17 protein-coding genes and 2 pseudogenes are annotated in these 18,090 nt (G+C 48.6%); 15 read left to right on the forward strand and 4 right to left on the reverse strand.

The annotated features are described in order from the left end of the window. Positions 1-117 precede the first annotated feature (117 nt). A pseudogene (locus tag J1784_RS26850) lies at positions 118-282 on the reverse strand (IS110 family transposase); the annotation flags it as partial. A 304-nt stretch (positions 283-586) separates the two neighbouring features. On the opposite strand from J1784_RS26850, the gene J1784_RS02835 reads away from it, so the two are divergent. After that, positions 587-985: an H-NS family histone-like protein gene (locus J1784_RS02835; protein WP_217147936.1), complete on the forward strand. Its 399-nt coding sequence runs from the start codon at positions 587-589 to the stop codon at positions 983-985. Positions 986-1,370: 385 nt separating this feature from the next. Here the strand turns inward: J1784_RS02835 and J1784_RS02840 are convergent. Together J1784_RS02840 and J1784_RS02845 are read right to left on the reverse strand one after the other, a co-directional pair. Continuing rightward, positions 1,371-2,723: pseudogene (locus J1784_RS02840) on the reverse strand (type I restriction enzyme endonuclease domain-containing protein); the annotation flags it as partial. Between the two features lie 192 nt (positions 2,724-2,915). Beyond that, positions 2,916-3,137, reverse strand: a complete 222-nt coding sequence (locus J1784_RS02845; RefSeq protein ID WP_119823965.1) for a helix-turn-helix domain-containing protein — start codon at positions 3,135-3,137, stop codon at positions 2,916-2,918. 1,297 nt (positions 3,138-4,434) lie between these two features. Here J1784_RS02845 and J1784_RS02850 point away from each other — a divergent pair. From J1784_RS02850 to eagI, 3 genes are all read left to right on the forward strand, one after another. Continuing rightward, positions 4,435-6,315 carry a sulfatase family protein gene (locus J1784_RS02850; RefSeq protein ID WP_238485363.1) on the forward strand — a complete coding sequence of 627 codons (1,881 nt, stop codon included), beginning with the start codon at positions 4,435-4,437 and terminating at the stop codon, positions 6,313-6,315. A 136-nt stretch (positions 6,316-6,451) separates the two neighbouring features. Continuing rightward, positions 6,452-7,654 carry an anaerobic sulfatase maturase gene (locus J1784_RS02855; protein WP_217147937.1) on the forward strand — a complete coding sequence of 401 codons (1,203 nt, stop codon included), beginning with the start codon at positions 6,452-6,454 and terminating at the stop codon, positions 7,652-7,654. Between the two features lie 466 nt (positions 7,655-8,120). Beyond that, positions 8,121-8,771: an acyl-homoserine-lactone synthase EagI gene (gene eagI, locus J1784_RS02860; RefSeq protein ID WP_217147938.1), complete on the forward strand. Its 651-nt coding sequence runs from the start codon at positions 8,121-8,123 to the stop codon at positions 8,769-8,771. Here eagI and J1784_RS02865 read toward each other — a convergent pair. Beyond that, the gene (locus J1784_RS02865) at positions 8,737-9,492 is read right to left on the reverse strand and encodes a helix-turn-helix transcriptional regulator (protein ID WP_120509895.1); all 756 of its coding nucleotides are present in this window, start codon (positions 9,490-9,492) and stop codon (positions 8,737-8,739) included. The two genes, eagI and J1784_RS02865, sit on opposite strands and share 35 nt — an antisense overlap. Before the next feature lie 910 nt (positions 9,493-10,402). Here J1784_RS02865 and J1784_RS26415 point away from each other — a divergent pair. The 11 genes from J1784_RS26415 (at position 10,403) to J1784_RS02925 (ending at position 17,998) form a co-directional block, all read left to right on the forward strand. Then, positions 10,403-12,943: an S-type pyocin domain-containing protein gene (locus J1784_RS26415; RefSeq protein ID WP_238485364.1), complete on the forward strand. Its 2,541-nt coding sequence runs from the start codon at positions 10,403-10,405 to the stop codon at positions 12,941-12,943. A 2-nt stretch (positions 12,944-12,945) separates the two neighbouring features. Further along, positions 12,946-13,203 (forward strand): bacteriocin immunity protein, encoded by a 258-nt coding sequence (locus tag J1784_RS02880; protein ID WP_217147939.1) that lies wholly within the window; start codon positions 12,946-12,948, stop codon positions 13,201-13,203. Between the two features lie 50 nt (positions 13,204-13,253). Further along, positions 13,254-14,066 carry an S-type pyocin domain-containing protein gene (locus J1784_RS02885; RefSeq protein WP_217147940.1) on the forward strand — a complete coding sequence of 271 codons (813 nt, stop codon included), beginning with the start codon at positions 13,254-13,256 and terminating at the stop codon, positions 14,064-14,066. A 77-nt stretch (positions 14,067-14,143) separates the two neighbouring features. Beyond that, complete coding sequence (locus J1784_RS02890; protein WP_217147941.1) at positions 14,144-14,419, forward strand: hypothetical protein; 276 nt, start codon at positions 14,144-14,146, stop codon at positions 14,417-14,419. A gap of 151 nt (positions 14,420-14,570) precedes the next feature. After that, on the forward strand, positions 14,571-14,825 hold the full coding sequence (locus J1784_RS02895; protein ID WP_119824734.1) for a colicin E3-like toxin immunity protein: 255 nt from the start codon (positions 14,571-14,573) through the stop codon (positions 14,823-14,825). Between the two features lie 282 nt (positions 14,826-15,107). Continuing rightward, complete coding sequence (locus tag J1784_RS02900; protein WP_217147942.1) at positions 15,108-15,452, forward strand: hypothetical protein; 345 nt, start codon at positions 15,108-15,110, stop codon at positions 15,450-15,452. A gap of 47 nt (positions 15,453-15,499) precedes the next feature. Next, positions 15,500-15,853: a TehB family protein gene (locus J1784_RS02905; protein WP_119824738.1), complete on the forward strand. Its 354-nt coding sequence runs from the start codon at positions 15,500-15,502 to the stop codon at positions 15,851-15,853. A gap of 2 nt (positions 15,854-15,855) precedes the next feature. Further along, complete coding sequence (locus tag J1784_RS02910) at positions 15,856-16,623, forward strand: class I SAM-dependent methyltransferase (RefSeq protein ID WP_119824740.1); 768 nt, start codon at positions 15,856-15,858, stop codon at positions 16,621-16,623. Between the two features lie 394 nt (positions 16,624-17,017). Further along, entirely contained in the window at positions 17,018-17,326 is a 309-nt protein-coding gene (locus J1784_RS26855) for a TehB-like domain-containing protein (RefSeq protein WP_217147943.1), read from the forward strand. Positions 17,327-17,329: 3 nt separating this feature from the next. Next, positions 17,330-17,662, forward strand: a complete 333-nt coding sequence (locus J1784_RS02920) for a TehB family protein (RefSeq protein WP_217147944.1) — start codon at positions 17,330-17,332, stop codon at positions 17,660-17,662. Between the two features lie 9 nt (positions 17,663-17,671). Further along, entirely contained in the window at positions 17,672-17,998 is a 327-nt protein-coding gene (locus J1784_RS02925; protein ID WP_217147952.1) for a DUF1869 domain-containing protein, read from the forward strand. The last annotated feature ends 92 nt before the right edge of the window (positions 17,999-18,090 follow it).

Here is an 18,090-nt window from a genome sequence, read left to right on the forward strand (position 1 = left end):
ATAGCTACTTCCGCTTCTGGCACGAAGTGGACGAGCTAACTGAGCTGCGGGTATGCTGTGAGCGGGGAGCGGACATTTACATATTTGTTCAGGTGGCCAAATTCAGTGCGCTACTACAGTAAGAGCCATTGTACGGCCACCTTTGGCATTCAGAAAGTTGCGGATCGTGTCGCACCTGGCAAGTTTCAGTTGTTACAGACTGGCCCACCGTATAATCAGTTCACACAACAGTAAACTACCCCGATGTGAGAACCACTCCAGGGGCTGAGGATAATATTGTTGACACGCGCCCCGTATGAGCCCCATTCATAATCAGGAATAACCGGCTTCATTCTGGCTGCATATTCTGGCAACCGGCAGATTTTTGGCAAAGTCGTAAGGCGTCATCCAGCCCCGTGCAGAATGGGGTTTTAGTTATTTCCTAAGAGGGATAAAGCTCTAGAAACTGGGCGTAAAAAAAGAATTACATATTATTCCTAAATGAAGACAACAGAGATAAATAAATTGAGCACATTTGATTTCATGATATATTTACTGATGTATCCTAAGAATGAATAACCCCATATTAAACTGTAAGGTGGCACTCATGTCAGAAGCTCTAAAAACATTAAATAATATTCGTACATTGCGTGCACAGGCTCGTGAAGTCGATCTTGCGACTTTGAATGAAATTTTAGAAAAACTTACCTCAATCGTTGAAGATCGCCGTCAGGAAGATGAAGCTGCATCTGCTGAAATTACTGAACGTAAAGCTAAACTTGAAAAATATCGTCAACAAATGCTTGAAGATGGCATCGATCCAACTGAACTCCTAGGTTCACTTTCAGCGGGTAAATCTAAGAAGACACGTGAGCCTCGCCCGGCTAAATATCAGTATACTGATGAAAATGGTGAGACAAAAACATGGACCGGCCAGGGGCGCACTCCTAAGGCTATCAAAGACCTTCTTGATTCAGGCAAATCACTGGAAGACTTTGCCATATAACACCTCTTTTTAGACAATTCGCCGACGAACGTTCGGCGAATTGTCTGAAACAACCTATTCCGCCCCCATCAGTGATTTAATTGCTACTGTTGTTCCCTTTTTAATTCCTCCGCCTTTTTAATTACTTCAGAGAAATAGATCAGTAACGTAAGAGTAGGAATACGCTGACAGGTGAATTCACTTATAAGTAGGTCGGGCATGAAAGAGCGCTAAAAATCAGTAACCGCGGGCTCTAAGTTCACCTCTTTTGCACAACTGCCCAAACTACTACACAAATTCGACAGTAAATACCTTCCCCGGTATGTCCTGCTCCCCGTTGACGAATAAGCCCGATGTGAGTCATGCCTTCATAATGAGTATCTATGCCAAATCGCAAGTTAATTAATCAGCTTTGTAGATACTTCTTAAAGTTTTCCGCCTGCTCAAGCACACTTTTATAAACTTCATCATTGGCTACAGGAGGGAAGCCGTAGCGGTGCAGCAGCAGAATAAGGTCTACTTTCAGCTTCGCCTTGATGTCGTCGCGATTGCTCCAGTCTGGGTATTGGGCGCTGTCATCGACGATCACCTTCATATCTTTAGCCAAGGCCAACATCTTATCGTCGTCGTAGGTGAAGTCGTACTTCTGGCACATATGCGCCAGGATATCGAGAAAGGCCTTCTCCTCCATGTCGATGCCAATATCGGCAAACGACATCATCTCGGTTTTGATGTCGTAGACCATATCGGTCATTTGTTGGGTGAAAGCGTCAAACTCTTCGGCGTTGAGGACGTCGTTTTCCTTACGCTGGTTGTACTGTTCAACCAAGGCCTGGAAACGCTTGGAGAAGTTAATTCCCTGCAGCTGGTTAATCTTTTGAAAATCGCTAATGGCTTTTGCCAGCATCTTTTGCAGCAATTGCATCCGGGTATTATGCAGCTTAATTTTGCTGATACGCGCCATGTACTCGTCATCAAAGATGTCGATGGTCTCCGCTTTATCTTCACCGAGCGTGAATATTTCCTCGACACCATCGGCCTTTAACGCCTCGGCGATCATCTCACGCACTTTCTGGTTCATCTGCGCGGTGTCAGGCGCATCGCCCTTAGTAAGCTTATAGACAATAGAACGCACAGCCAGATAAAAATGAATTCGCTCACGCTCATCCTGAGTGATCTCTTCACTGCCGACGCAAACGTCATAAACGGCTTTCAGGCGTTTTACCAGTCCCATAAACCGCAGCTCAATCTTCTTGGTCTGGAGCGCAAACTCAGCGGCACGGTTCAGGCATTCCAGCTGTAAAGTGGGCGTCCCTGAGAAGTAATGACGGCTGTCAAAAGTATGGAATACCTGTGCAAGCAGATGCAGGTGATTACGCACCTCGGTCAGTGACTGTTGAACATCTTCAAAGTTGGATTTATCCGCTTTCGAATACATCGCCAATGCCAGATTCATCCGGCTTTTGATACCGATGTAATCGACCACTAACCCCTTCTCTTTCCCCTCAAAGCGTCGGTTAACCCTGGAGATGGTCTGGATCAGGTTATGCTTTTGCAGAGGCTTATCGATGTAGATGGCATCAAGCTCGGGTACGTCAAAACCGGTCAGCCACATGTCTACCACGATGGCTATCTTGAAGTTGGAATGGGGATTTTTGAACTGCTTGTCCAGTTCCCTGCGGTAGTCTTTGGTACCGAGCAGGTTATACATGTCCAGCTCATCATCCTGTCCACGGGTCATGACCATATTGACGAGGGGATATCGTGATAATTAAGTCATTTTATCATTTCAGCAAAGTTCGTTGTTTTCACTGCCATTCATTCTATGCGTAGAGCAGGACCGTACTTTGAGGGCAGACACATGAGGCAAAAAGCAACAGATGAGATGTGTTTGCCGCTTATCCTGTTATAAAAAATTCAAAAAAAATCACAGGTGGTTTTCGGCCAAAAACTATTTGAAGTCGAACAACATGCTGATTTTCACTTCTAATCCACCCGCTAAAACACTGATCACTTGTAGCGTTGGATTCCTTACACCGCGCTCAATTCCACTGATATACGTGCGATCTAATCCACATTTATCAGCAAAAGCTTCCTGAGACAGACCAGACTGTAGCCTGAGTTTTTTAATGTGGGCTCCGAAACGGGCCTGAATGCTAAAGGTATTTATCATGCCGCCAAAATGACGCCTAGATGCTTATCAGACCACGGACTATGAGTCACAAACACCCTATTCTGTTTCTATATCGTGAACCAGCCCGAACATAAGAACCTGACGTTGCGTCACTCGCGTTATTTTAGCAATAGCACATGTGCCCTCACCCGATGCACATTCACTTCGGTTAAGCACGCTCTGCTGTGCATGCAGCGGAGCTTCGGCTTGTAGAAATGCGTATTCCTTTGCAACGTTTTTTTCACCGTTATCATAACTTATTCGATTCAGCTCACTTTTTAGGTAAAAAAACACCAAAAGAGATTATGGAATCACGTGAAGACTATGAGTCACAACTTGTCTATGCTACATTCTTTAATGTGACTTATAGGCAACAAAAAAGAAGAGCTGTCATACTCCCATTTCCACAGCAAGAGGGGAATGACTCCCATACAAATTAAGGCGAGACATTTTTCTCCCAGCATGATGGCCATTTGCTCACTTGGGGCCCTATCCTCAAGCGACATGACTAAACAGTAGGACCCCAATTAAGGGACTCATTCGAAAAACCATTCTTTGTCTTAGAGTGAGTGGATTTACAAATAATTTAGAAAAAAATTCTCGTTCGTAATTCTGCCAACCCAGGAATGTTTACTCATGGAAATAGCCTCATCCGAAATGCTTTTAGAAGGTCAAAACTTAGCGAGCCATCATATCCCACATAGGGCGCCATCTTTATGCAAGAGACTGCGTCTTAACTTTCATGATGATATGCCCGCAGCTCATTACCCATTCACCGATGGATTTGATGGGAACGTTAATGCGGACAGACAACATTGCACGAGTATGCCATCTGTAAACTCCCTGTGTTGCCCTTCTCATCGTTGCATGATTTTTTGTGGCGGTGCTGACGTCGCTATCGCCGGCGACGTTGAGCAGGCTTCACTCCATGGCGGCATGGAACATTTCCCGCCCAATAGGCCAATTTATTCCCACGCATAGTGCTTTGCACTAATAACATGAATCCCAGCTTTAATTGCAGGAAAAATAGCAAGGTGGCATTGATTACATTGAAACAGAATAAAAGCCAATGACATTCAGATATATCAGCCAAAATGTTACCTGGTGAAAATTTAACAGCCCAACGCTTTCTATCATCATGTTACATATCCTAACAGTGATTTTTTCAATGCTGTAGGACACTCTGTTTTTTCAATAACAATAAGAATCACTCTTCATTGCAATACCTCTAAGAAAGAGAAACACCGCAATTTTTTAACATTTTTATACTTTGATTTAATTAACAAGGAACAATGTTATGAAAAACACAAAAAATGTGTCACGGCGCTCTTTTATTGTTGGCACCGGTGCAGTGACGGCCGCCTCTATTATCAGTTCAAAAATGGCCTTTGCTGGAAAACCCCAAGATGCGAAGGGAAACCCTGAAACAAAAGATTATTCCCGGTCACAGAATATTACGCCCCCGCAGGCGATCCCTGACGGTTATAACATTCTCTTTATCGTCTCAGACCAGGAACGCTATTTTGAGAAATACCCCTTCCCTGTTCCGGGTCGTGAAAGGCTCTACGCAACCGGCACCAAATTCACTAACCATCACATTTGCAGCAGCGTGTGTACCCCCTCCCGCTCTGTGCTCTACACCGGCCTGCACATGCCGCAAACGGGCATGTTTGATAACCCGGGGTTTCCGTGGATGCCCAGCAGTATGGATCCGAAGCTTGGCACCCTGGGCCATATCATGCAGGAGATCGGCTACTACCCAGCCTATAAGGGGAAATGGCACCTCAATACCTTCATGGAAGATCCGGTGGAGAAGAACCCTGACGGCACCACCGAGCTTGGCGACATCCCGCGTGAAAAACTCCATGCCATCATGGAGGAGTACGGGTTTCATGACTACACGGGCGTGGGCGATGTCATCGGTCACAGTCAGGGCGGATACCTTTACGACGAGCTGACCTCCAGTCAGGCAATCAACTGGTTACGGGGAAAAGGGCGCACCAAACAAGATAAAAACGAACCCTGGATGTTGGCGGTCAATCTGGTGAACCCGCATGATGTGATGTATATCGACACCGACGAAGGCAGCGAGAAAAACCAGTGGAAAGGCCCGCTGATTGCCGGCAGTAACAGCTCAACGCCCAACCAGGCGCCCAAAAACACTCTGTATAAGAACGGCTGGCCGGACGTCCCATTAGCCCAATCCCGACACCAGTCGTTTAATGAGCCGGGTCGCCCGCATGCGCATGAGGAGTACCAGATGTGTAACGGGGTGTTGGTGGGCACCATCGCCGACCAGGACCGCCGGTGGCGAAAATTGCAGGATTATTATTTCAACTGCATCCGCGATAATGACACCCAACTGATGCGCATCTTGAATGAGTTAGACGCGCTGGACCTGTCGAAGAACACCATTATTGTGTATACGGCCGACCACGGGGAGCTGTGCGGCGCACATCAGATGAGTGGGAAAGGCACCTGCACTTATAAAGAACAGGTAAATGTGCCGCTGACCATCGTGCACCCGGCGTTCCCCGGCGGTAAATCGTGTTCTGCCCTGACCTGCCACGTAGATATTGTGCCCACACTGGTGGCGCTCACCGGTAAGGAGAACCTGAATAAAAGTCAGATCCTCAGCTCCCGCAAAGGCCATGACCTGAGTGACCTGTTATTCTCCCCCGACAAGAAACCGGTGAACGCCGTCAGGGACAGCATCCTTTACTGTTATGATATGTTGATGTATTCCGATGCCACCTATATCGGGAACATGTTCAAAGTCATCCGCGACAAAGCGCTAAGCAAAGCTGAGAAACAGCGTCTTTTTAACACGTTTACACCCAACCTGGATAAACGCGGCGGGGTAAGAATGGTGTATGACGGCAAATATAAATTTACGCGCTACTTCTCTTTACGCCAGCACCATACGCCCACAACAATTGATTTCTTACTGAAATATAATGACATCGAGCTTTATGATACGGTCAATGACCCCGATGAAATGACCAATCTGGCACACGATGAAAACTATCGGGGAGTGATGATGCAACTCAATTCTCAGCTCAACGCCCAGTTTGCCAGTGAAATAGGCATTAAAGACGATGGTCACTATATTCCGGCACTGCACGGCCTGACCTGGGATTTAGACCCAGAACATGTTGAGCGGTATCTGAGAGACTAATAACGTAACACGGTGAAATGGCGGCATGCCGGTTTTTATATCCATCTGAATTCACTGGCATGCCTGCCATTTAACAAGTCGAATCATTATTTAAAACTGTCGAAAAACTTTCAAACTTCGTTATCGAGGTAAGCAAATGAAAAAGCCTTTTCATATAATAGCCAAACCGACAGGTTCTCAATGCAATCTTTCTTGCGAATACTGTTTTTATTTGGGTAAGGAACAGAGCATTCTCAATATTGTCAAAAAAAGTAACCGGCATATGAACGATGAAACGCTCCGGAGTTTTGTGAAGCAATATATTGCCGCCTCCCCCTTGCAGGAAGTGGAATTCATCTGGCAAGGCGGCGAGCCTACGTTAGCGGGTATCCCTTTTTTCAGGCGGGTGCTCTTCTGGCAGAACACCTACGCCGGGACCAAGAAAATTCGCAACAGCATCCAGACCAATGGCGTGCTGATCAACGATGAATGGGGAAAGTTTCTGGCAAAAAACCACTTCCTGGTGGGGATTTCCATTGACGGGCCGAAAGAAATTCATGACTTCTACCGTTACTCCAACAGCGGCAGAACGTCATTTGACAGGGTGATGCAGGCGGTCGCTGTTTTGAAGAAGTACCAGATAGCGTTCAATGTATTAACCACGGTCAACAGTGTGAATTGCCACTCGCCTCTTTCGGTCTATCATTTTATCACGCAAGAGCTGGGCGCGTCCTATGTGCAGTTCATCCCTATCGTTGAGCAATATGCCCCTCCCACGGCGCCGGAAAACACCCTCTATCCGCCGGCTAAAAAGCTGGCGGACTGGTCTGTGACGGGTGAAGCCTGGGGACAGTTTATCATCACTATTTTTGATTACTGGGTGACACATGATGTGGGGCGGAAGTTTGTGCAGCTCTTCGATAACGTTTTTGGGATCTGGTTAGGCGAAAAGCCCAGCCTCTGCGTCATGAGCGGGTCCTGTGGTCAGGGATTAGTCATTGAACAAAATGGAGATATCTTCAGCTGTGACCACTACGTTTACCCCTCCCATAAGCTGGGCAATATCAATACCGACGACTTAGACCGTATGGTTTACGGCAAGCAGCAGCGTCGGTTCGGCTTATCGAAACTGAATGTCTCCAGGGCGTGTTACTACTGTGAATGGTTGCGTTTTTGCAACGGCGGTTGTCCAAAACATCGGATAAGCCGGGATGAAAACGTTGGCAATAATCATCTGTGCCAGGGTTACCAGGCTATGTTTGCGCATATGGCGCCCTATATGGAGCACATGAGCAAATTACTCGCCCAAAATCGTGCTCCAGCAGACATCATGAATATTGCCGCATCCCTTCAACAGTAGCCTCTGAGCGGCCCGTTCCGGCGTTCCCTCCGGCACGCCGGGTGAAGAGGAATGCTCGGTACGGTTTAACATACTCAAAATGCCCGAATCAGGCCCCTTACTTCGCCATTTCATTACGGGCACCCACACATGTTCGGGGCTTGCCCGTCCGCCTGATAGGTGAAATCAGTCTCCTGTCCCCTCCTGGTTTGCCGATAAAGGCGCCCACCGGCAGCAATAAATAAAGGTAAATACTATCCCTAGGGAAGTGGACATAGGGTTGGCTCACCTTCAACAAAGGATTTGCAGCAGCGAATCAAAAGCACAGTCTCGTCGCATTTTCTCCGGGGGTTAGGAGCGGCGTCTCCCCTCCCTGATGAATACAATCTCCCTACAGTCTGTGATTTCTTTGTCGATTATTTATTGCAATAATCAGGACAGATTGAAATTACCTTATCTTCGACCGTACTCATTATCAGGAAAGAAAATGTTAGAAATTTTTGATGTCAGTTACAACGACCTGACGGAAAGGCGTTCGGAAGACCTTTACAAATTGAGGAAAAAAACTTTTAAAGACCGTCTGGATTGGGCCGTTAATTGCAGTAACGATATGGAGTTCGACCGGTTTGATAATTCAGATACCCGCTACATGCTGGGAATTTATGATAATCAGCTGGTCTGCAGTGTACGTTTCATTGATTTGCGTTTACCGAATATGATAACGCATACGTTCCAACGTTTATTTGGTGACGTGAAATTACCGGAAGGTGATTATATCGAATCAAGCCGTTTCTTTGTCGATAAGAACCGGGCAAAGGCATGGCTGGGCAGCAGGTACCCGATAAGTTATGTCCTTTTTCTGTCGATGATTAATTACGCACGTCATCATGGACACACCGGGATTTACACCATTGTCAGCCGCGCCATGTTAACGATTGCTAAACGGTCAGGTTGGGAGATTGAGGTGATTAAGGAAGGGTTTGTCAGTGACAATGAACCCATATATCTTCTGCGCCTTCCGATAGACCACCATAACCAACACCTGCTCGCAAAAAGGATCAGCGACCAGTCAGAGTCAGACATCACAGCGCTGTGCCAATGGCCTATGTCTTTGCAGGTGACACCAGAACAGGTTTAATCAGTTCAAGCTCAACGCCAAGCCGGATTGCCTGCTTGGCATTAATGACCCCCAGCTTGCGGACCACATTTCCCATGTGGTATTTCACCGTGCGGGTGGTGATAGTGGTGATTTGGGCAATCTCATCGTAGGTTTTGCCCATACTGGCCCAATGCAACACTTCGTTTTCTCTGGCGGAAAAGATGGGCTTACCGCTGTTCACCGCGGGTCCCGTAGAAGATCTTGCGGCGCTTTCGTTAAGCATCAGCATTTTTTCGTGGGTTTTAATCAACAGGCACTGCAACCGGTCCATGTCCTGCGCCACCTTATTTTCTGGCCCTTTCTCGTCTCCTGCCTCCATGATCAGCGACAGCATGCCCAGATTGTTTCTGTGATCATGCAGCACGAAGGTGAACCCATTGGCGATACTGAATTTCTTTGAGAGCGAAAAAATCTTTGATGATTTTAAATCCGACAGCACCGTCAGGTTTTCGTCCCAGGCGAAGGGAGATACGCGTTTAAACGCGGTGAGCACAACCGGGTCGATATGGTGATAATTATGTGTGGTGTAGATACTGACCCATTCATCGGGATAACTGGTCACCACAAAGATATTAGTAGGATTCTTCTTATTAATGACCATATAAGTATATTTCAAAGGCCCGTACGAAACTAATTTTCTCTCGATATAGTCGCGTAACGTTTCTATTATTTTCTGGTCATTTCTTACACGAGAATGCATGCTTGTACCTCTCCTGTCTAACGTCCTTTCCCTATTGATTTTCGTAGAGTTTTTGTCACTAAGTACAGTGCCTTATTACACCTTAGTACAACTATCCGGATGCGTCTCCCCCCGTATAATCCCCGCATAAGAAGTAATAAGCAAAAAAAACCTGACCGCAGAGTTAGGTGGCAACATTAGCCAACACCAGGAACTTATAGTGTGTAGTAGTTAAAATGCCACAGAATTCCATTTGTTTCGACAAATGTGTTTCTGTGGCATTTTTATTTTTATCGACGGATGATTATATGCCCGCTTATTTCCCGTGCCTGACTTCCCCCTTCTTACTACTCCTACACTCTTCTCTGACGGTAGCTGTTGAATAACGCACGGGCAGCGGATTTTTTCACATACCCCCTTAAATATCCTTTATCTTCCGCCATGAAGTGTTTCGTTTTCAGCCCGAGGATACGAGGGATAGGTGGGCGCTTTTACGGCTGTGGCGTGTTGCCTGCATTTCAATGCCAGTACGCGATGGCCTGGGGCCGGATGCTAACGCACTCTCAATCTGCCCTGCAACACATGCTTTGACCGGTGTCTTGGTGATGCAGGATGCTGTGCCTAGCCTGCTGATACGGATGCACCACTTCGTCTCAACGCATGTTAGAGCGGCATTTCCCGGTGATTGGGCCCTAATCCTATAGCGCCTGACTTTCTCCTGTTTTACCTGTTCCCACGTAAGCTTCCCTCATCCTTGCAACCACGCTTAAGCCCGGACATGCACTTTTTTATGCTTTTGTTATTGTGCCATCGACATCACAAATGATAATGCTTATCATTACGTTGATCTCCTCATGGACCGAGAGTACGGTGTGAGTGCTGTATGTAATTACAGTATTTACACTCAACCGTATGAACCAAGGATAAGGATATGGCACTTGATGCAGACAAAATGACAGCCGCCGGTTACTACCATCACCCCGATGGTAACGGCGTGGACTGGCAGCGGGACCTGGATATGTCGGGCTCCGTGGAAGATACCCTCGGCGTTGAGGGCTACGTGAGCGGCGATTTCAGCCGCAAGCTGAACGCACTGAACGGCGGCCTGGGCATGTCCCTCGTCTTTCGCCCCGGCTCCGTTTCTCAGACCGTGGACGCCCTGGCGATGGCCCGAAGCGTCGCGCAAATCCACCAGCAGGAGCTCTCCATTGCGGTGGACGACGCACACAAGAAACAGGTCGCGCTTGATGAGCAGCTCACCCATGCGCAGAACCAGCGGCTGAATGCAGAAATCAGCCTAAGGGGAAAAAATAATGCCCCCGCGGGCGAGCGGGCGCAGGCCACCCTGGATTTACAACAGGCGCTGGCCCGGGAGCTGCAGGCGAGAATGGCCGCCGAGGAAAATGCCGTACTCTATATTGAGGCCGACATTATGCTCAATAACGGCCGCGTCTGGTGGCCCCGCAGCGCAGCGGACGTCAACCAGGCCAGGCAATACATTGCAAAACGCCAGGGTGATAAAGCGGCCACGGAGCAGCTTATCGCCGGCGATAAGAAGGACCTGGCGGCCCTCCTCGCGGCGGCTGAGCGCACGAAGCAGGATATCGACCGCATCCGCAGCGGGCTCGTCCCGGAGAAATATCGCCCTGACAGCGAGAAAGCCGCCGCGCGGCAGCAACAGCTGACGGGGGCCGCGGCCCGCCGGCAGCTGGAGCAACAGCAGGAAGCGGCGGTCCAGCGCCAGATTGATGAATACCAGTACCAGATAAATATCGCGGTGCAGCAAAAGGCCTCTGCCGACGGGCGCGCCAGTGCCCACGACGGGGCGGCCAACAATTTGCAGAACGAGCAAAATGTCCTGCGCCAGCGCCAGCAGCAGCTCTTTGACGGCTACCAGCGGTTCGTCAATCAGGGCGTCATGAATGACGGCCACCATCCCCTTTTCCGCGTGGGGTCGACGATGCTGCAACAGTCGAACGCGGTCAAGGCGCAGGCGGATGCGAAGCAAAATGACATCAACCGCGAGCGCAACGCGGCGGCGCAGGCCCGTCACGAAGCCGCCCAGCTCCAGCAGCGGGCAGAGCAGTATCAGCGGGACAAGGCCGGCGCAGAAAACCGGCTGAACGCCCTGCGCCAGGAACACCAGGCGCGGGCGCAGGCAGACGCCGCGGCCGCCAGTCAGGCCAGCGCGGAGGCCGCGGCCAGACAAGCGGCCGACGCGAAAGCCAAAGCGGAAGCGGATGCCCGAGCCCGCGCGGCAGCACGGCTGCGCAAGGCCACGGCGGAGCTGATGGCCCGGGCCAGCGTACACCCCGCCCCCGTCTATACGGCGCAGATGGTCAGCGCGGCGGAGACTGCCCTGCGCGCGCCTGGCGCCATGGTGCTGGGAGGGCATCCGGGCACGGCGCAGTTTGCGGCAGCCGGCAGCGGTGCCATGGAGCTGGCGGATGACATCCTGTACGCGCTGTCCAAAGGCTGGGCCGAGCTTAAACGCGCGGCAACGGTAAACGCCCTCGGTCCGCGCCTGGGCGTGGTGGTGGCGGGATTCTGGCCGGCGGAGGCCGGTAAAGGCAGCGACAAGGTGCCCGGGCGTGACGTCCCCGCCCTGTTCTCTTATCCGCTCAGCGCGGTCCAGGGCAGCGGCGTGAGCCTGACGCCCGGTGCCTCCACGGCAAACCTGCCGCTGCGCGGTGCGCTGGTCCTGGAAAATGACCGGCTGACGCTCAGGCTGATAAAAACGGGCGAAGGCAGCCTGCCCGGAACGGTGCCGGTGCTGAAGGCCGTACGGGATGAGACAACGGGCCTGGACCGTATCACGGTGCCCGCGGTCGGAGGACTGCCGCCCCGGACCGTCCTGATTAATCCGGTCCCTGTCCCGGTGGCGCCCGCTGACACCGGCAACCGCTCTCCGGTTCCGGTCACGCCGTGGCATACGGGGACAGAGGTGAAGCCGGTGGATACGCTGGTCACCACCGTCACCCCCGAAGCAGACATGGACGGGTTGCAGGACTTTATCTACTGGCGTCCTGATGCGGCGGGAACAGGCGTTGATCCTATATATGTAATGTTCAACAACCCGCGATATATGCCGGGCAAAGTTAGCGGAAAAGGAGATATTGTCGGAGAAGGTTGGTTAAATATAGCAAGCCAAAAGCTGGGTGCACCTATTCCTAGGCAGATTGCTGACAAATTGCACGGCCGCGAATTTTCGAATTTTGATGCGTTCCGCAAGGCTTTCTGGCAGGAGGTGAGTAAAGATCCAGCATTAAACAAGCAATTTAACCCCGGTAATAAAAAACGTATGAGCCAAGGATTGGCTCCGCGGACTAGGTATAAAGATACAGTTGGTGGACGTCGCTCATTTGAACTTCACCATGACAAACCAATCAGTCAGGACGGTGGTGTCTATGATATGGACAACCTCCGTATCACCACGCCGAAGCGCCATATTGATATCCACAGAGGACAGTAAAAATGGAACATAAATACAGCATTAGTGATTACTCTGAAACAGAGTTCAAAAAGCTTATTGAAGCTATCATCAATTGTGAGGGTGATGAAAAAACGCAGGATGATAACCTCGAAAACTTTATCAGTATTATTGGGCACCCTAGTGGTTCTGATCTGATTTATTACCCGGAAGGCAATAATGATGGGAGTCCTGAAGCTGTTATCAAAGAAGTGAAAGAGTGGCGCACCATAAACGGCAAGCCAGGTTTCAGGAAAGCCTAATCACCAAAATCTCTTACTTTTTCAGCCCGGCTTAAAGCCGGGCTTCTTTTTTGCACTGTTGCAAAGATAATGCTCCCGCAGGCGAGCGGGCACAGACCACCCTGGATTTACAACAGGTGCTGGCCTTGGAGAATGACCGGCTGACGCTCAGGCTGTTAAAAACGGGCGAAGGCAGTTTGCCCGGAACGGTGCCGGTGCTGAAGGCCGTACGGGATGAGACAACGGGCCTGGACCGTATCACGGTGCCCGCGGTCGGAGGACTGCCGCCCCGGACCGTCCTGATTAATCCTGTGCCTGTCCCGGTGTCGCCCGCTGACACCGGCAACCGCTCCCCGGTTCCGGTCACTCCGTGGCATACGGGGACAGAGGTGAAGCCGGTGGATACGCTGGTCACCACCGTTACCCACGAAGCAGACATGGCCGGTTTGCAGGACTTCATCTACTGGCGTCTGGATGCGGCGGGTACGGGCGTCGAGCCGGTGTACGTGATGTTCAGCAACCCCTACGGCGAGACCAATGCGAAGGGGAAATACAGCGGACGTGATTACAACACCGACAAGGCCGGCGGTCCCATTCAGAACCTTGACTGGAGAAGTGCCAGCATTGATCGCGCCGGGATAGATAAGGTGAAGCTGCATAAGGGGCGTTTTGAACAGACACCTGAAAACAAAGTAATGATCGACCGTCTGGAGAAAATATTGAATGGAGAAATGGAAACCACCGATACCGATAAACGATTTTATACTCATGAAATTAGAGAACTGGAACGTTATCGAGCGCTCAATGTAACTGATGGACTTTCACCTGAAGATAATGGGGCTACTTGGAATAATGCTCATACAGCGACGCTAGAAGACTATTAGTTAAGCAGCGACCGTTCTCTGTTATATACCCCAGAAGCCATAAAAGCCGGTGGCGAATAAACTTATAGGTGATACTTATGACAAATTTTAAGCAACTTTTTGAACATGAAACAATCCAAGACATAGTTTTATTTTTGTCAGGTCGAAATGAAGAAGGGATTGCCCATCCACGATTGGATGGGTATACAACAACGTTCAGTAATGGTCTTATTTCAAATATAGAACTTATCAAAATAGTGAAAATAATGAGTGAGCAAGGACTCATCTCATCTAATAAGAAAGGAGGCTACAAAAAAGGTCCCCTCTGGAAAGAACCCAAATTTTTGACCGAGAAAAAATACGGCATCAAATAATTATTAACATTTCCTGATAATTATGTTTTAACCACTGCCAGTAGACGAAAGTTTGCTGGCAGTGATTTCTAAGGCGGATTGTCGGACTTGACCTACTATTCGCAGCGCCTAAACGCAACATCAAAAAAAATACCTATAAAGAGAATATATTATGGGCTTGAAAATTAATTTAACCTGGTTTGATAAAGTGAATGAAGATTTCGTTGGGGAGGAATATTCTCCCGACTTAGGGGACGATGATACCATCATTGAAGAGACTGTTAGTCCACAGGAAAACATCATCAACAACGGTGGTTTTAATGTTATTCCTGCCTGGGTGCCCTACCTACAGAAATATCTGATCCATAAAATCGAGCCTGATAAATACGATTACCAGGTGTCTTTTGATTACCGCGATCAGTGGTAATTGACGAACATTACCTGTCAAACGTCATTCTGATGGATGGCGTTTTCTTATTCTGGAGTCCGAAGAATGAAATGAAAGGGAGAACAGTGATAACCACCTCCATTTTATACTAATATAATCAATGACATGAACTTCGAGCCCATCGCGAAAATTCAGTATACCGTTCTGCGCTGAATGAGTTATTGGTTTTGCTGATATTGCAAAACCATGTCGCACGTAGCGGCTGAAAACGTCAGTCTTACCGCGCAATGAATTTTGAACGAACATCCCGGGAGCACCAAAATGCTGAACTGCGATCCGGGCAGTGTCGCCCATTTCGGCGCATCTAACTTACCTGATTCACGATCTTTTCCTTATAAAAAAGCCCGCATAGGGCCGGCCCGGAAAAACGTCAGCATTTACCCAGAACTCTTCAACGCAGACGTAATTGATCGCGTGGCGGTAGTGAGTGAAGGTGATATACAGTTCGCCACTCAGCCCCTGTTTCATGCCGGGATAAGAGACCATGCGATCTTATCCTATTTTTTGACCGGCAAGAATGAAATATTCGTACATGCAATTGATAAATATCAATATTTTTATAACATGCATTTTAAATGCATGTTTATGTGGGAATGCATGATTTAAAGTGCTTTAATACTCGCAGACCCGACCCCGTTTGCTGAGGAGGCACTATGCTTCGTATCCCACAATATTTTACTCATACACGTTCAACCCCATTTTGGAACAAAGACACCGCTCCCAAGCCCCTGTTTACACATCATAATACTAAGGAAGGTGTGTATGGCCGTTTATCGGTCATGCAAGGAGCTGTGAAGTATTTTGGCTTCCCTAATGGCGAAGCCACAGAGCCCGATATGGAAATCATTATTACAGCGGGCACTTTCGGTATATCGCCTCCGCAGAAATGGCACCGTATCGAGCTGCTGACAGATGACACCTATTTCAATATCGATTTCTTTGCGGATCCTCAAGTTCAGCTGGAAGGTTCCGGTCTAGGGACAGTTGTAAATACGCATAAGGACTGAATATGTCAGACAGCACAAAGGCAGGTCACACCTTTTTAGCCAGTCTGGGGAAAACCCGTTTACGCCCGGGGGGTAAAGAAGCCACCGAATGGCTCATGTCTCATGCCAATTTAACCGTAGATTCTAAGGTTCTCGAGGTGGCCTGCAATAGAGGGACAACCTCCCTTGAACTGGCTTCACGCTTCGGCTGTCACGTTTATGCTATTGATATGGATAAAGGCGCGTTGCGGGTTGCCCAGGCCAATATCCACGCAGCCGGATTGAGCAAAAAAATTCAACTCATCGAGGCCAACGCCACGCGCTTACCCTTCCCAGATAACACTTTTGATGTTGTCATCAACGAGGCTATGTTGACGATGTACGCAGATAAAGCCAAAACAAAGCTGGTCCGGGAATATTGCAGGGTATTGAAACATGGCGGTCTATTGCTCACCCACGATATTATGCTGACGAATGAAACACTCAGTCAAACTGCCGATGACGACTTGCAAGAAGTCGTGAAATCGAATGTTAGCCCGATGAGAAAGCAGGAGTGGGAGGCGTTGTTTCTGAAGGCGGGTTTTGTCTCCGTTCAAACACAACATGGTGCGATGTCTCTTATGTCACCACGAGGGCTCATCAGAGATGAAGGATTTTTACGGGCTGTCAGAATTGTTTGTACTGGGCTGAAGAACCGTGAAAACCGTGCGCGTTTTCTGGGCATGTTCCGCTTTTTCCGCGCACAGCGGCAGAAGTTGAATTACATAACCTGTTGCTCACAGAAGAAATAAGATGATGTGTCCTGTCAGATACATGGCGACGCAAGTTAATCGCAGGGCTCCCCTTCTCATCCTGACTAAAATGAATCAAGAGCTCTGTGATTATTCTCATCCTGCTACAGCATTTTATTAACAGTAATTCTATATATATGTATCATCAGATTCTAATATAGGCATACATTCACCTATTTATTATTAATAACTACCATCAATGCATCGCCTGCTATTGGTCAACGCTGATGCTTTACCCTTTTATGTCAATATACAGTAAACCAGATGAATTTTTCAGCACATCTGATTTTTCTGAGGAATAAAATACAGAGAGTTTTATGAGTCATAAGCCATTACTCAATATGCATTAACATATTGACGTAGATCTTCCCATCCAGAACAGGAGTCGGAAAGAATGAGGCATTATATCCCCGTAAACTTTAGTCAACTCCGGGCAAGAGCATGTTGGGATCAACCTTCCACACCGCAGGCCCCTCCAGGACGATACCATTCTGAAGCAGGCATATATGTACGCCTTTCTGTCATGTCTGGGGCAATAAAATACGCATGCTTTTCTGATGAAGACACCTTGATCCCTGCCGATGAACGCGAGATTTTAGCCGGTACTTTTGACGTCATCCCTCCCGAGACCTGGCATACGATTATGCCCATGACTGAGTACAGTGTATTCCATCTAGATTTTTTCGGTCTGAACAGGCAATAAGCGATGAAACCGATCGTGATCCCTCCCAATTACGTTCATACCCGAAGCACCCCCTTCTGGACAAGAGACACCGCCCCGCCGGCTATCTGGTCCCGACATCTTGATAAAGGTACCCGGCAAGGCGTCTATCCACGCCTTTGCGTGATGCGGGGTGTGATTCGTTATTGCGGTTTTGCTAATAAAGACAGCCCTGTACCTTCCGAGACGCTGACAATGAGTGCAGGTCAGTTTGGTATTTTTCCACCTGAGACCTGGCATTGCATCGAAGCGTTGACTCCGGATGTTTTGTTTAACGTCGATTTTTTTGTTGATCCGCAGATACTGCTTGAGGAATAAAAAATGGAAATAGCTGTAGAGAACAGAGGCTACACCCTCTCCGCGACTGAGCGAAAAACGCAGGTCACTGCGGAAAAAGTATTTTTGAAACCGATGTCACTCTATATATCAGGCATAGCGAGTAAGGCCGTGGCGGAGCTGGTGGACAGTTTAGGGCCCGCTGAGGCCTGTACGCTAACTGTTACCAATAATAATAATGGTATTTCAGTCGATAGAAATTTTTCTACGCAGACTCTGCTGACCACACCAGCAGTGGCTGCTGACGCTGTTAAAGAACTCATTAATATCGTACGCGGTTATGATGAGGAGGAAGATAATAACGTGTGTGGTTGGTAAGATTTCGAGATACAGGTACACATCGGAACATCAACGGTTGGGGGCATTGACTCCCTCACCGAGGAAAAACATAACTTTGCATTTAACCCAGC

The sequence above is a fragment of the Rahnella ecdela genome, assembly GCF_019049625.1.
GTDB classification, from domain to species: Bacteria; Pseudomonadota; Gammaproteobacteria; order Enterobacterales; family Enterobacteriaceae; genus Rahnella; species Rahnella ecdela.